Consider the following 14,406-nt stretch of genomic DNA (forward strand, 5'->3'; position numbering starts at 1 on the left):
GGACGGCCGCCGCCGCTTCGTCGCCGGCGCCATCGGGCCGACCAACCGCACCGCCTCGATCTCGCCCGACGTCAACAATCCGGGTTTCCGCGCCGTCACCTTCGACGATCTGCGTTCCGCTTATGGCGAGCAGATCGACGGGCTGATCGACGGCGGCGCCGACATCATCCTCATCGAGACGATCTTCGACACGCTGAACGCCAAGGCGGCGATCTTCGCTTGCGAGGAGCGCTTCGAGGCCAAGGGCGTGCGCCTGCCCGTGATGATCTCGGGCACGATCACCGACCTTTCCGGCCGCACGCTGTCTGGCCAGACGCCATCGGCCTTCTGGAATTCCGTGCGCCACGCCAATCCCTTCACGATCGGGCTCAATTGCGCGCTCGGCGCCAATGCGATGCGTCCGCACCTGCAGGAGCTTTCGGGTGTTGCCGACACCTTCATCTGCGCCTATCCGAATGCCGGCCTGCCGAACGAATTCGGCCAGTATGACGAAACGCCGGAGCTGATGGCGGCGCAGATCGACAGCTTCGCCCGCGAGGGCCTGGTCAATATCGTCGGCGGCTGCTGCGGCTCGACGCCGGAGCATATCAAGGCGATCGCCGAGACCGTTGCCAAGTACAAGCCGCGGCCGATTCCCGAGCATCGACCCTTCATGTCGCTGTCGGGTCTCGAACCCTTCGAACTGACGAAGGACATTCCCTTCGTCAATGTCGGCGAGCGCACCAACGTCACCGGCTCGGCCCGCTTCCGCAAACTGATCACCAACGCCGATTTCACCGCAGCGCTCGATGTCGCCCGCGACCAGGTCGAGAACGGGGCGCAGGTGATCGACATCAACATGGACGAGGGGCTGATCGATTCCGAAAAGGCGATGGTCGAGTTCCTCAACCTGATCGCCGCCGAGCCTGACATCGCCCGTGTGCCTGTCATGATCGACTCGTCGAAGTTCTCGATCATCGAATCCGGCCTGAAGCGCGTCCAGGGCAAGCCGATCGTCAACTCGATCTCGCTGAAGGAAGGCGAGGAGAACTTCCTCGCCCAGGCGCGGCTGCTGCACAATTACGGTGCCGCCGTCGTCGTCATGGCCTTCGATGAGACGGGGCAAGCGGACAGCTACGAGCGCAAGGTGGATATCTGCACGCGCGCCTACAAGCTGCTGACCGAGAAGATCGGCTACCCGCCCGAGGACATCATCTTCGATCCGAACATCTTCGCGGTCGCCACCGGCATCGAAGAGCACAATAATTACGGCGTCGATTTCATCGAGGCGACTCGGACGATCCGCGAGCGCATGCCGCTGGTGCATATTTCGGGCGGCGTCTCCAACCTGTCCTTCTCGTTCCGCGGCAACGAGCCGGTGCGCGAGGCGATGCATGCCGTGTTCCTCTACCACGCCATCCAGGCTGGCATGGACATGGGCATCGTCAATGCCGGCCAGCTTGCCGTCTACGACAATATCGATCCCGAACTGCGCCAGGCCTGCGAGGACGTGGTGCTGAACCGCCGCCCCGACGGCACCGAGCGGCTGCTCGAAGTGGCCGAGCGTTTCCGTGGCGCCGGTGCCAGGGAAGGCCGTGTCCAGGATCTCTCCTGGCGCGAATGGAGCGTCGAGAAGCGTCTCGAACACGCGCTGGTCAACGGCATCACCGAATATATCGAGGCCGATACCGAAGAGGCGCGCCAGCAGGCCGCCCGGCCGCTGCACGTCATCGAGGGGCCGCTGATGGCCGGCATGAATGTCGTCGGCGACCTTTTCGGCTCGGGCAAGATGTTCCTGCCGCAGGTGGTCAAGTCGGCGCGCGTGATGAAGCAGGCGGTGGCCGTGCTGCTGCCCTACATGGAAGAGGAAAAGCGCCTCAACGGCGGCGATGAACGCCGGTCGGCCGGCAAGATCCTGATGGCGACGGTCAAGGGCGACGTGCACGATATCGGCAAGAACATTGTTGGCGTCGTGCTTGCCTGCAACAATTACGAGATCGTCGACCTCGGCGTCATGGTGCCGGCGACGAAGATCCTCGAAACGGCCATTGCCGAAAAGGTCGACGTCATCGGCCTTTCCGGCCTGATCACGCCGTCGCTTGACGAGATGGTGCATGTTGCCGCCGAGATGGAGCGGCAGGGTTTCGAGATCCCGCTTTTGATCGGCGGGGCGACGACCAGCCGCGTGCATACGGCCGTGAAGATCCATCCGGGCTACAACAAGGGACAGACGGTCTACGTCACCGATGCGAGCCGCGCCGTCGGCGTTGTTTCGGCGCTGCTGTCGCCGGAGACACGGCAGAACTATGTCGACGATATAAGAGCCGAATATGCCAAGGTGGCGGCCGCCCATGCGCGCAGCGAGGCCGAGAAAGTGCGCCTGCCGTTGCCCCGGGCTCGCGAGAATGCCCACAAGATCGACTGGTCTGCCTACCAGCCGGTGAAGCCGCAATTTTTCGGCACGCGGGTGTTCGAGGATTACGATCTGGCCGAGCTTGCCAAATACATCGACTGGACGCCGTTCTTCCAGACTTGGGAACTGCGCGGTCGTTACCCCGCCATTCTGGAAGACGAGAAGCAGGGCGAGGCAGCCCGCGCGCTCTGGGCGGATGCGCAGGCCATGCTCAAGAAGATCATCGACGAAAAGTGGTTCCGTCCGCGCGCCGTCATCGGCTTCTGGCCGGCCGGCGCCGTCGGCGACGATATCCAGTTGTTCACGGACGAGAGCCGGAAACAGGAGCTTGAGACCTTCTATACGCTGCGCCAGCAGCTTTCGAAGCGGGACGGGCGGCCGAACGTGGCGCTCTCCGACTTCGTCGCGCCTGTCACAAGCGGTGTTCAGGATTATGTTGGCGGCTTCGTGGTGACGGCGGGTATCGAGGAAATCGCCATCGCCGAGCGTTTCGAACGGGCGAACGACGATTATTCGTCGATCCTCGTCAAGGCGTTGGCCGACCGCTTCGCTGAAGCTTTTGCCGAGCGCATGCATGAGCAGGTGCGACGCGAATACTGGGGCTATGCCAAGGACGAGACGCTCAGCAAGGAGGATCTCATCACCGAAGCCTATGCCGGCATCCGCCCGGCGCCCGGTTATCCCGCCCAGCCTGACCACACCGAAAAGGCAACGCTGTTCAAGCTGCTCGACGCTGAAAAGGCGGCCGGCGTGAAGCTGACGGAGAGCTATGCGATGTGGCCGGGCTCCTCGGTCTCCGGCCTCTATATCGGCCATCCCGACTCCTATTATTTCGGCGTCGCCAAGGTGGAGCGCGATCAGGTGGAAGACTATGCGGCCCGCAAGGGTATGGAGGTCTCCGAAGTCGAGCGCTGGCTCGGACCGGTGCTGAACTACGTGCCGCGCAAGGTCGAAACCGAGATCGAGGATGCGGCGTAACCAGCCGTTTGGCGTCGTCCGCTGATAAAGTGATTCAAGAAATGATGGAGCCGGAAAGTGATTCACTTTCCGGCTCCATGCTTTTGAAAATCAAGAAGATTATTCCTTGGAGCCGATGCTGTCGGCTTTGCGGTTCAAGTCACCGCGATCGTCAACTCCGCGACGAAATCATAGGCGTCGCCGCGATAGAGCGAGCGGGTGAATTCGACGGCGCGGCCGGAGCCGAGATAGGAGATACGCTCGATCGACAGGCCGGCCGCACCCACGGAGACGCCGAGAAGCTGGGCGTCGGCTTCCTTCATGTTGGTCGCCGAGATGCGCTGCACGGCGCGCACGGGGCGAACCTGGAGGCGTTCGAGTTCGGCATAGAGTGAATTGGTGACGGCTGAGGGATCGGGCAGGAATTCGCCGGAAACGCTAGCGTTCTCGATCGCCAGCGGCTGGTCGTCGGCGATGCGCAGGCGGGAGAGGCGCGAAACCTTGACGTCGGTACCGAGGCCAAGGATCATCATCTCGTCGGGCGAGGGGGTGTGGATGCCCTTGTGCAGCCATTCGGAGCGGGAGGACATGCCGCGGCGCGCCATATCCTCAGTAAAGGAGGTGAGCTGCGACAGGCGTTGCTCGACCTTGGAGACCGGCTTGGCGACGAAGGTGCCCGAGCCGTGGCGGCGCACCAGCAGGCCGTCGGCGACAAGATCGTCGATCGCCTTTCGCACGGTGACGCGGCTGACGGCGGCGAATTCGGCGATGTCACGTTCCGGCGGCAGCGCATCGCCGTGGCCGAGCGTGCCGGTGCGCACGGCCTCTTCGAGCATGCGGCGCAGCTTGACGTAGAGCGGGCCGGTGCCGGCAGCCTGCAGGCGCTCCAGGGACAGGATGGTAGCGAGGTCGTCGCTCATGCCGCACCTCTCTGTCGGTCGTTCAGGAGCTTCACCGCAAGTTCCACTGCGCCGTGCAAGGCATCGTTCTTCGGTCTGGCAAGCAGCGGCCTGTAGCGTTCGGAAAGCCAGGGTTCATAGGCTTCGGCAAGACCTCCGAGCAGGCAGATCGACGGGCATTCGGGCCAGAGCAGCGCGTCGAGGCTTTCCCCGATCGCCGTTGCGGCATCCGTGACGATGCCGACCGCGACGGCATCGCCCTTGGCCGCATGTTGGAAGACGATCGGTGCGTAGCCGGCAAAGTCCTTCGGTCTTGCCGAATGCGCGAATTCGACGATGCGCTCCGGATCATTGCCGTATTCGGCCATGACCGCTTCGGTGATCGGCGATGCCGGGCGCACTCCGTCATGGGCGAGCAGCGATCGTTCCAGGAGGTCGCGACCGAGGCGGGCGCCGCTTGCCTGGTCGCCGACGACGAAACCCCAGCCGCCGATGCCATTCAGTCGGCCATCCCTACGGGCGTTATAGACCGAGCCGGTGCCGAAGGCGCCGACGATGCCGTCGGCATCGCCGAGCGCGCCCTGCAGCGCGATCAGCGCATCGGTGACGACGCGGCCTTCGGCAAAGGGCAGGGCCTTTTCGATTCGCCTGCCGTAATCCCCGACATTGGCGCCTGCGACGCCGACGACGGCTGCGACGGAGGAAATGGTTTCTGCAGCAAGCCCGGCATCGCGCAGCGCCTGCCGGGCGGATTCAACGATATTGAGAAGAGAGTTTTCGAGATCCGACAGAATGTTGGCAGGGCCTGATTTGCCGCGGCCGATGATATTGCCGTTTCTGTCCGCGACCGCGGCTCGGCAGCTCGTTCCGCCGCCGTCTATGCCGATTGCAAGCTCCGTCATCGGGCCTCCGAATATGCCGTTCCCCATGTTTTTTAATACAATACCAAAAAAATACCATTTACCAAGTGGGAATGAAGGAGAAAATCAATCTTTTTATCTTATTGATTTTGCTTTATAAAATTTTTTAATGAATTTTTGGCAGCGAAAAAGTTAAATTCGGCTGGACAATTGGTATTTTTTTGGCCTTAATTCGATCAAAGGGAACAGCGTTTCGAAGCCCACGAAATCCGGCAGTAAAGCCAAGCCGGAACCGCTTCGAGGATGATTGCAAGGACACCTGCCGGCCCGTGTGGCCAGTGGTTGAGTTCAGGCATCCATCGGCTTTCCCTCGTCATTTCGCCACGCCCGGTGCAGGCCACCGGGAAGGCGCGCACTTCCGGCCGCAGGCGATCCGCCTTTGCGTCCACGAGCTTTCGGGGCCGGCAGTCGCTGGCGGTCCTCCAAGGGGCATTGGGGTGTTTCCTCAGACACGCCAATTGCTTGTTTCAGATCGAAAAACGGCGCCTTCGGCGCCTGACAACAGGAGAGGGAAATGAAAAACACTGCTCTGAAAAGCTTGCTGCTTGCCTCTAGCCTGCTGACGCCGGCAGGTCTCGTCCATGCCGCCGACGTCACGCTGACGCTCGAAAGCTGGCGTAACGACGACCTGCAGATCTGGCAGGAAAAGATCATTCCGGCGTTCGAAGCCAAGAACCCGGGCATCAAGATCGTCTTCTCGCCGACCGCGCCGACCGAATACAATGCTTCGCTGAACGCCAAGCTCGATGCCGGTTCCGCAGGCGACATCATCACCTGCCGTCCGTTCACCTCGCTCGAGCTCTTCAACAAGAAACAGCTCGTCGACATCACCAGCCTGCCGGGCATGGAGAACTTCTCTCCGGTCGCCAAGGCCGCCTGGGCGACCGACGATGGCAAGTCGACCTTCTGCGTGCCGATGGCATCGGTCATCCACGGTTTCATCTATAACAAGGATGCCTTCGATAAGCTCGGCATCTCCGTGCCGAAGACGCAGGACGAGTTCTACGCAGCGCTCGACAAGATCAAGGCCGACGGCACCTACATCCCGCTCGCCATGGGCACCAAGGATCTCTGGGAGGCCGCCACCATGGGCTACCAGAATATCGGCCCGAACTACTGGAAGGGTGAGGAAGGCCGTAAGGCCTTGATCGAAGGCAAGCAGAAGCTGACCGACGCCGAATGGGTCAAGCCCTATGAAGAGCTTGCCAAGTGGAAGCCCTATCTCGGCGACGGTTTCGAAGCCCAGACCTATTCGGACAGCCAGAATCTCTTCACGCTCGGCCGTGCCGCCATCTACCCGGCCGGTTCGTGGGAAATCTCGCTGTTCAACAGCCAGGCCCAGTTCAAGATGGGCGCCTTCCCGCCGCCGGTTCCGAAGGCCGGTGACACCGGCTACATCTCCGACCATCCGGACATCGGCGTCGCCTTGAACGCGAAGAGCACACATGCCGAGGAAGCCAAGAAGTTCCTCAGTTGGGTTGCTTCGCCTGAGTTCGCCGACATCTATGCGAACTCGCTGCCGGGCTTCTTCAGCCTGAACTCCACCCCGGTCAAGATGTCCGATCCGCTCGCTCAGGAGTTCGTCTCCTGGCGCGGCCCGTACAAGTCGACCATGCGCTCGACCTATCAGATCCTGTCGCGCGGCACGCCGAACCTCGAAAACGAGACCTGGGTCGAATCGGCCAATGTGATCAACGGCACGGATACGCCTGCGGTTGCTGCCGAAAAGCTCCAGAAGGGCCTCGACAGCTGGTACAAGCCGGCCAAGTGATGTGATCAGGGGCGGCGTTTGCCGCCCCTCGTCCGGCCTGCTGGCCACCTTCTCCCGCTTGCGGGGAGAAGGAGACTCGCAGCGACCTCCCAGCCCGACATGGCATTTCAGCAGGGCACGTTCCTTCTCCCCGCAGCCGGAGAGAAGGGCAGGGTGAGGCGCAATGTTTTCCATCTGTGCTGCGCCTTGCGGCCAGTCGACAAGAACAGGCAAAAGCCATGAGCGAAACCGACAACGCGGTCGATATCGTCCCGATCAGGCGCCCGGTGCGCTGGCACATCTTCGTCTTCATGCTGCCGGCCCTGATCGTCTATTCCGCCGTCATGGTGCTGCCCCTTATCGAAACGCTCCGGTTGTCGCTCTACAATACGGTCGACGGGCAGCCGGCCTTCGTCGGACTGGCGAATTTCAAGGTGCTGTTCGGCGATGCGCGCTGGGCGCGCGATTTCTGGAATGCCCTTGTCAATAACCTAATCTTCTTTGCCATCCACATGTGCGTGCAGAACCCGATAGGCGTGGCGCTTGCCGCCCTGCTTTCGGTGCCGAAGCTGCGCGGCGTTGCCTTCTACCGCACGGCGATGTTTCTGCCGACGCTCTTATCCTTCGTCATCGTTGGCTTCATCTGGAAGCTCATCCTCTCGCCGATCTGGGGTGTGGCGCCGTGGATGCTCGATCTCATCGGCTTGAAATTCCTGTTCGCGCCCTGGCTCGGTAAGTCCGGTTCGGCGCTGATCGCGGTGTCGCTGATCTCGAACTGGCAATATATCGGCATTCCGATGATGCTGATCTATGCCGCACTGCTCAGCATCCCCGAAGAGGTGATCGAGGCGGCCGAATGCGACGGCATCACCGGCTGGGCCCAATTCTGGAAAATCAAGCTGCCGCTCATCCTGCCGGCGATCGGCATTATCTCGATCCTGACTTTCGTCGGCAATTTCAACGCCTTCGACCTGATCTATACCGTGCAGGGGGCGCTTGCCGGGCCAGACATGTCGACCGACATTCTCGGCACGCTGCTCTACCGCACCTTCTTCGGTTTCCAGCTTCAGCTCGGCGACCGCTCGATGGGCGCGACCATCGCCACGGTGATGTTCCTCATCATTCTCGCCGGCGTCTCGCTTTATCTGTTCGTCATCCAGCGGCGCATGCGTCGCTACCAGTTCTGAGGAGCGCGCATGTCCAAGGCACGCACATCTCCCATCCGCACCGGCCTCGTGCATCTGGCGCTGAGCGCCTATACGCTGGTCGCGCTGTTTCCGGTGTTTCTGACCATCGTCAACTCGTTCAAGGATCGTGCCTCGATCTTCCGCGAGCCGCTGATGATCCCGACGCCGTCGACCTTCAGCCTCGTCGGCTATCAGACGGTGCTCGGGCAGGGCGATTTCGCCACCTATTTCCAGAACAGCTTCATCGTCACGATCGTCTCGATCTTGCTGGTGCTGCTCTTCGGCGCCATGGCGGCCTTCGCGCTCTCGGAGTATCGTTTCCGCGGCAATATGCTGCTTGGTCTCTACATGGCGATCGGCATCATGATCCCGATCCGTCTCGGCACGGTGGCGATCCTGCAGGGCATGGTCGCGGCCGGCCTCGTCAATACGCTGACGGCGCTGGTCCTCGTCTATACCGCGCAGGGCATACCGCTGGCGATCTTCATCCTGTCGGAATTCATGCGCACGGTTTCGGACGATCTGAAGAATGCCGGGCGCATCGACGGGCTTTCCGAATATGCGATCTTCTTCCGTCTGGTGCTGCCGCTGGTGCGCCCTGCGATGGCGACGGTCGCGGTGTTCACGATGATCCCGATCTGGAACGACCTCTGGTTCCCGCTGATTCTAGCGCCCTCCGAGGCCACCAAGACGGTCACACTCGGCTCGCAGATCTTTATCGGCCAGTTCGTCACCAACTGGAACGCGGTGCTGGCGGCGCTGTCACTGGCGATCCTGCCCATCCTCGTCCTCTACGTCATCTTCTCGCGGCAGCTGATCCGCGGCATCACGTCAGGAGCCGTCAAGTGACAGTAAAACCGATCCGTGTCCTCGTTGCCGGCCTCGGCAATATGGGTCGCAGCCATGCGCTCGCCTATCACAACAATCCCGGCTTCGAGATCGTCGGTCTCGTCAACCGCTCGACGCCGCAATTGGAGCCTGAGTTGCAGGGCTATACGATCCATCCCGACTTCACGGCGGCGCTCGCCGAGCTGAAGCCGGACCTCTGCTCCATCAACACCTACTCTGACAGTCATGCCGATTATGCCGTCGCCGCCTTCGAGGCCGGCTGCGACGTCTTCGTGGAAAAGCCGCTTGCAACCACCGTCGCCGATGCCGAGCGCGTCGTCGCGGCAGCTAAGAAGGCGGGGCGCAAGCTGGTAATCGGTTATATCCTTCGCCATCATCCTTCCTGGATGAAGCTGATCGAAGAGGCGCGCAAGCTCGGTCCACCTTACGTCTTCCGCATGAACCTCAACCAGCAGTCCAGCGGCCCGACCTGGGCGACGCACAAGTCGCTGATGCGCACCACCTCGCCGATCGTCGATTGCGGCGTGCATTATGTCGACGTCATGTGCCAGATCACCGACGCCAAGGCTGTCGAGGTGCGTGGCATGGGGCTGCGTATGTCGGAAGAGATCGCCGCCGACATGTATAATTACGGTCACCTGCAGGTGCTGTTCGAGGATGGTTCGGTCGGCTGGTACGAGGCCGGCTGGGGCCCGATGATCTCGGAGACCGCCTTCTTCGTGAAGGATGTGATGTCGCCAAAAGGCGCGGTGTCGATCGTCATGGAACCGAACGCCAAGTCCGACGATATCGACACCCACACCAAGACCTCGGTGATCCGGCTGCACACGGCCGAGACCGGGCCTGACGGCAAGTTCATCCGACCCGACCAGGACATGACGATGGAAGGCGAACCCGGCCATCAGGCGCTCTGCGACCTGGAACAGGCCTTCATGCTGAGGGCGATCCGCGAGGATCTGGACCTCGACCGCCATATGGCGGATGCGGTGGCGTCGCTGCGCATCTGCCTTGCCGCCGACGAGAGCGTGCGTACCGGCCAGCCGGTCAGATTGTAAGGGAAAAACAGTGGGATCGCTTCAACTCAAATCCATCCGCAAGACCTATGGCACGCATGAGGTGCTGAAAGGCATCGACCTCGAGGTCAAGGACGGCGAATTCGTCATCTTCGTCGGGCCGTCGGGCTGTGGGAAATCGACGCTGCTGCGCAGCATCGCTGGCCTCGAAGACGTCACATCAGGCGCCGTCGTCATCAATGGTCGCGATGAGACGCTGACGCCGCCGGCCAAGCGCGGCATCGCCATGGTGTTCCAGTCTTACGCGCTCTATCCCCATCTGACGGTCAAGGACAATATGGGGCTTGGTCTCAAGCAGGCCGGCACCGCCAGGGACGAGATCGACAAGCGTGTCGGCAAGGCATCCGGCATGCTTTCGCTGGAACCCTATCTGGCGCGGCGGCCGGCCGAGCTCTCCGGCGGCCAGCGCCAGCGCGTCGCCATCGGCCGTGCCATCGTACGCGAACCCGAACTCTTCCTGTTCGACGAACCGCTGTCGAACCTCGATGCGGCGCTGCGCGTCCAGACCCGGCTCGAAATCGCCCGGCTGCACCGCAGTCTGAAGGCGACGATGATCTATGTCACCCACGATCAGGTCGAGGCGATGACACTTGCCGACAAGATCGTTGTCTTGAATGCCGGGGCGATCGAGCAGATCGGTTCGCCGATGGAACTCTATAAGCGTCCGGCCAATGTTTTCGTCGCCGGCTTCATCGGCTCGCCGCAGATGAATTTCATCGCGGCCGAGAAGGTCGGCGATCACAGCGCCAAGACGATCGGCGTGCGTCCCGAACACCTGACGTTGTCGCGCGAACAGGGAACTTGGGCTGCGAAGGTCGTGCATGTCGAGCATCTCGGCGCCGACACGATCATCTATCTGGAATCTGATCAATGCGGCCTGTTGACGGCGCGTCTGTTCGGCGAGCACCAGTATGAGCCGGACGAGATTGTCTATGCGACCCCCGACCAGGCGCATGTGCATCGCTTCGATGTAGACGACCAGGCGATCCGCTAAGCGCATGACAGAACGAAAAAGCCCCGCCAGCCAGCCTGGCGGGGCTTTTTCGTTTCCCGTCGTGTGCGGTTCGCTCAGCCGAGCACGGGCCGCATGAAGCTGCGTTCATAGCTGACGATACTGCGGTTGCGTTTGTCGAGTTCGAAAGCGGCCTGACATTCCGGATCGCTCGCCATGCGTGTGCGATAGTCCTCGTAGGTGGCAAGGCTCGGGAAGGAAAACAAGGCAACGGCAATGTTGTTGGCGCCTTCGGACGGCAGGAAATAACCGTGATGGGTGCCGCCCATTCTGTTGACGATCGGAATCCAGAGCCGGGCATATTCCTCGAATTCGGCAAGCTTGTACGGATCGATCACATAACGCAGGTGGCAGGTAATCATTGACATATCCCATCGCGTAAATGCCGGGCGGAGGGCTGCCCGGCTCATTTGGTCTATTCAACTTCTGGCACTGGGCTGGGAGAGTTCAAGTGCTTTACGGTGATGGCTGCATCACGTTTGCTGACAGGTCGGCCGGCCTGAAATGAAAAAAGCGCCGCGTCGGCGGCGCCTTCCAGGCGAGGTCGCGCTACGCTGGTTAGTCGCGGATGATGAGCAGGTCGGCTGCCATGAAGCGCAGCGTTACCGTTTCGCCGGCCTGCGGCGGGGTGGTGCCCGGGCTGTTGAACATGTCGAAGGAGATGACGTTGCCGCCAACATTCATGCGGGTGCGGATGACCGACCCCAGAAAATGGGCCGAAACGACCTGACCGGTCAGCGCCGTGTCGCTCTTGACGCTGTCGGAGAGCGAGCCGGCTTCCGGACGCAGGGCTAGCGAAATGGTTTCGCCGGCCTTGTGGGCGGCGACGGACTGCTTCAGCGTTATGCCCTGATCGCCGATCTGGATGCGGTTGGTATCGGGATCGACGACCTTGGCCTCGATGAGGTTCAGCGTGCCGACGAAGGAGGCGACGAAGCGCGTCGCCGGCGTATTGTAGATCTCGAAGGGCGAACCGATTTGGTCGGCCTTACCGGCATTCATGACGACAATGCGGTCGGAGATTGACAGGGCTTCCTCCTGATCGTGGGTGACGAAGACCGTGGTGATGCCGAGTTGCTGCTGGATCTGGCGGATTTCCTCGCGCAGCGACACGCGGATCTTGGCGTCGAGTGCGGAGAGCGGCTCGTCGAGCAGCAGCACCTGCGGCTTGACAGCAAGCGCACGGGCAAGGGCGACACGCTGCTGCTGGCCGCCCGACAGTTGATAGGGGAAGCGGTCGGCCAGGTGATCGAGCTTGATCAGGCCGAGCATTTCCTTGACGCGGGCGTCGATCTCAGGCTTCGGCGCGCCTGCCACCTTGAGGCCGAAGGCGACGTTGTCGTGCACCGTCATGTTGGGGAACAACGCGTAGGCCTGGAACACCATGCCGATATTGCGCTGGTTCGGCTTCAGCGAGCTTTGATCCTTGCCGTTGATGGTCAGCGTGCCGCCGGTCGGCGTTTCAAAGCCGGCGATCATGCGCAGGACGGTCGTCTTGCCGCAGCCCGACGGTCCGAGGAAGGAGATGAACTCACCCTTCTCGATCGTCATGTTGAAGTTCTTGACGACCTGAACCGGGCCGAAGGATTTCTGAATGTTGTTCAGCGTGAGAAAAGACATGAGCCAGATACCTTAAGCCTTTGCCGGGGCGGCTTTGCCGAAGCGGGAAACGAGGTTGAGCAGGCCCATGCTGAGCCAGGTGATCGAGAAGGCGATGACCGCAAGCGCCGAAGGCTCGTAGGCCTTGTTGGCGCCGACGAGCTGCAGGTAGGGACCGAAGGCCGGACGGTTCAAAAGTGCGGCAAAGGTGAATTCGCCCATGACGATCGCCAGCGTGATGAAAGCGCCTGAGAGCACGCCGCTCATGACATTCGGGAAAATGCACTTGAACATGATGGTCGTCCATCGGGCGCCGAGGCTTTCGGCCGCTTCCGTCAGCGTGCGGACGTCGATCGCGCGCATGGCGGTGTCGACGGCGCGGTACATATAGGGCAGGGACAGCGTGATATAGGAGAAGACCAGCAGGGCGTTGGTGCCGGTCGTCGAACCCGTCAACGGTAGGTAAGAGGACGAATTATACATTCTGAGGTAACCGAAGACGATGACGATCGCCGGAATGACAAGCGGCAGCAGCGTGATGAATTCGACGACCGGACGCATCTGCGGCAGGCGCAGGCGCACCCAATAGGCCGTCGGCACGACGAGCAGCATGCCGAAGACGATGGTCAGAAGCGCCATCAACATGGAATAGCCGAAGGTCTCGCGGAACTGAATGTCGGAGAATACCGACTCATAAGCATCGAGGCTGTATTCGCCGCGGCGCATGCGCAACGAAAACTCGATTGTGCCGATCAACGGAATGACGAAATAGGATGCACCCAGAATGACAGCGATCCAGGCTCCGAGACGTTGAGCTTTCATTTCTGCCACCGTTCGGCGCGCATGCGCAGCATGAGGTAAAGGACGTTGGAGACGCCGGTGATGACGATCATGCCGAGCGCGATGGCGTAACCGAGATTGGCATTGTGCAGAACGTCGCCGCGGATCTGCGCGTAGAGCAGGATCGGCACGATGTTCAGCGAGCTGCCGGTCAGCGCGAAAGCGGTGGCGATGGCGCCGAAAGCATTGGCGAAGAGCAACAGCGTCGTGCCGAGCAGGCTCGGCCAAAGGATCGGCAGCGCGACCATCGTCCAGTACTGGCGGTTGGTGGCGCCGAGGATCTGCGAGGCTTCACGCCATTCCTTCTTCATGCCGTCGAGGGCCGGCGTCAGGATCAGCACCATCAGCGGTATCTGGAAATACATGTAGGTGATGGTGAGGCCTAAGAAGGACAGCAGATTGAAGCCGGTGCCGTAGAGATTGAAGCCGAACCATTCGCGCAGGAAAATCGTCACAAGCCCGGTGCGGCCGAGCGTTGCGAGAAAGGCGAAGGCAAGGGGCACGCCGGCGAAATTCGAGGCGACACCGGAGAAGGTCAAGAGCGTCGAACGGACGGAGGCGGGCAGGCCACCGAGCACGACGGCCCAGGCGAGGAAGAAGCCGATCAGCGCACCGCCTAGAGCCGACGCCACCGAGACACGGATACTGATCGAGTAGGCGCTCATGATGGATGGGGTAAAGAGATCACCGATATTCTTCAGCGTGAAATCGCCCTCGGGCGTCAGGAATGCGCCCGCCACAAGATAAAGCGTGGGGATGATCAGGAACAGCAGGGAGAAAATGATGAAGGGTGCAATGCCCAGCCAGTCGATCACGCGATCTCTGTTGATCAAGGGGGCACTGCGCACCATAGGCGTTGAAACGGTGCTCATGGAAAAGCTCATCCTGGGGCGTCGGAGTGAGAAAACCTCCCCGCCTTGCGGCGGGG

General features: G+C 61.4%; 12 protein-coding genes. 6 read left to right on the forward strand and 6 right to left on the reverse strand.

Annotation, left to right across the window (positions count from 1 at the left end; all coding sequences use genetic code 11):
- Nucleotides 1-3,370, forward strand: a 3,370-nt coding sequence (gene metH, locus MOV76_RS22755) for a methionine synthase (RefSeq protein WP_247265337.1), incomplete at its 5' end; no start/stop codon positions are given.
- A gap of 134 nt (nt 3,371-3,504) precedes the next feature.
- Here metH and MOV76_RS22760 read toward each other — a convergent pair.
- Both MOV76_RS22760 and MOV76_RS22765 read right to left on the reverse strand, forming a co-directional pair.
- A complete protein-coding gene (locus tag MOV76_RS22760; protein WP_018242914.1) occupies nt 3,505-4,269 on the reverse strand; it encodes a GntR family transcriptional regulator in 765 nt (254 codons plus the stop codon).
- Nucleotides 4,266-5,150: an N-acetylglucosamine kinase gene (locus tag MOV76_RS22765; protein WP_247265338.1), complete on the reverse strand. Its 885-nt coding sequence runs from the start codon at nt 5,148-5,150 to the stop codon at nt 4,266-4,268. The genes MOV76_RS22760 and MOV76_RS22765 overlap by 4 nt, the downstream gene beginning before the upstream one ends.
- 532 nt (nt 5,151-5,682) lie before the next feature.
- Here MOV76_RS22765 and MOV76_RS22770 point away from each other — a divergent pair.
- From MOV76_RS22770 to MOV76_RS22790, 5 genes are all read left to right on the forward strand, one after another.
- A complete protein-coding gene (locus MOV76_RS22770; RefSeq protein WP_018242912.1) occupies nt 5,683-6,939 on the forward strand; it encodes an ABC transporter substrate-binding protein in 1,257 nt (418 codons plus the stop codon).
- Between the two features lie 218 nt (nt 6,940-7,157).
- Nucleotides 7,158-8,105, forward strand: a complete 948-nt coding sequence (locus tag MOV76_RS22775; protein WP_018242910.1) for a carbohydrate ABC transporter permease — start codon at nt 7,158-7,160, stop codon at nt 8,103-8,105.
- Between the two features lie 9 nt (nt 8,106-8,114).
- Entirely contained in the window at nt 8,115-8,954 is an 840-nt protein-coding gene (locus MOV76_RS22780) for a carbohydrate ABC transporter permease (RefSeq protein WP_018074095.1), read from the forward strand.
- Nucleotides 8,951-10,009, forward strand: a complete 1,059-nt coding sequence (locus MOV76_RS22785) for a Gfo/Idh/MocA family oxidoreductase (protein ID WP_309506387.1) — start codon at nt 8,951-8,953, stop codon at nt 10,007-10,009. The genes MOV76_RS22780 and MOV76_RS22785 overlap by 4 nt, the downstream gene beginning before the upstream one ends.
- 10 nt (nt 10,010-10,019) lie before the next feature.
- Nucleotides 10,020-11,021, forward strand: coding sequence for an ABC transporter ATP-binding protein (locus MOV76_RS22790; protein WP_247265339.1), 1,002 nt, complete (start codon nt 10,020-10,022; stop codon nt 11,019-11,021).
- A 74-nt stretch (nt 11,022-11,095) separates the two neighbouring features.
- Here the strand turns inward: MOV76_RS22790 and MOV76_RS22795 are convergent, their stop codons facing one another.
- From MOV76_RS22795 to MOV76_RS22810, 4 genes are all read right to left on the reverse strand, one after another.
- Nucleotides 11,096-11,401: an NIPSNAP family protein gene (locus MOV76_RS22795; protein WP_131704321.1), complete on the reverse strand. Its 306-nt coding sequence runs from the start codon at nt 11,399-11,401 to the stop codon at nt 11,096-11,098.
- Between the two features lie 196 nt (nt 11,402-11,597).
- Nucleotides 11,598-12,659, reverse strand: a complete 1,062-nt coding sequence (locus MOV76_RS22800; protein WP_028732867.1) for an ABC transporter ATP-binding protein — start codon at nt 12,657-12,659, stop codon at nt 11,598-11,600.
- A gap of 12 nt (nt 12,660-12,671) precedes the next feature.
- Nucleotides 12,672-13,460 (reverse strand): ABC transporter permease, encoded by a 789-nt coding sequence (locus MOV76_RS22805; protein WP_018446585.1) that lies wholly within the window; start codon nt 13,458-13,460, stop codon nt 12,672-12,674.
- On the reverse strand, nt 13,457-14,350 hold the full coding sequence (locus MOV76_RS22810; RefSeq protein WP_018242905.1) for an ABC transporter permease subunit: 894 nt from the start codon (nt 14,348-14,350) through the stop codon (nt 13,457-13,459). The genes MOV76_RS22805 and MOV76_RS22810 overlap by 4 nt, the downstream gene beginning before the upstream one ends.
- Between the last annotated feature and the right edge of the window lie 56 nt (nt 14,351-14,406).

The sequence above is a fragment of the Rhizobium sp. PRIMUS64 genome, assembly GCF_023006465.1.
Classification (GTDB): Bacteria; Pseudomonadota; Alphaproteobacteria; order Rhizobiales; family Rhizobiaceae; genus Rhizobium; species Rhizobium leguminosarum.

Excerpts from the sequence above, each read along its gene's own strand:
- MOV76_RS22775 (WP_018242910.1), top strand. The coding sequence starts at position 7,158 with ATGAGCGAAACCGACAACGCGGTCGATATCGTCCCGATCAGGCGCCCG.
- MOV76_RS22770 (WP_018242912.1), top strand. The coding sequence starts at position 5,683 with ATGAAAAACACTGCTCTGAAAAGCTTGCTGCTTGCCTCTAGCCTGCTG.
- MOV76_RS22765 (WP_247265338.1), bottom strand. The coding sequence starts at position 5,150 with ATGACGGAGCTTGCAATCGGCATAGACGGCGGCGGAACGAGCTGCCGA.
- MOV76_RS22800 (WP_028732867.1), bottom strand. The coding sequence starts at position 12,659 with ATGTCTTTTCTCACGCTGAACAACATTCAGAAATCCTTCGGCCCGGTT.
- MOV76_RS22810 (WP_018242905.1), bottom strand. The coding sequence starts at position 14,350 with ATGAGCACCGTTTCAACGCCTATGGTGCGCAGTGCCCCCTTGATCAAC.
- MOV76_RS22805 (WP_018446585.1), bottom strand. The coding sequence starts at position 13,460 with ATGAAAGCTCAACGTCTCGGAGCCTGGATCGCTGTCATTCTGGGTGCA.
- MOV76_RS22780 (WP_018074095.1), top strand. The coding sequence starts at position 8,115 with ATGTCCAAGGCACGCACATCTCCCATCCGCACCGGCCTCGTGCATCTG.
- MOV76_RS22795 (WP_131704321.1), bottom strand. The coding sequence starts at position 11,401 with ATGATTACCTGCCACCTGCGTTATGTGATCGATCCGTACAAGCTTGCC.
- MOV76_RS22760 (WP_018242914.1), bottom strand. The coding sequence starts at position 4,269 with ATGAGCGACGACCTCGCTACCATCCTGTCCCTGGAGCGCCTGCAGGCT.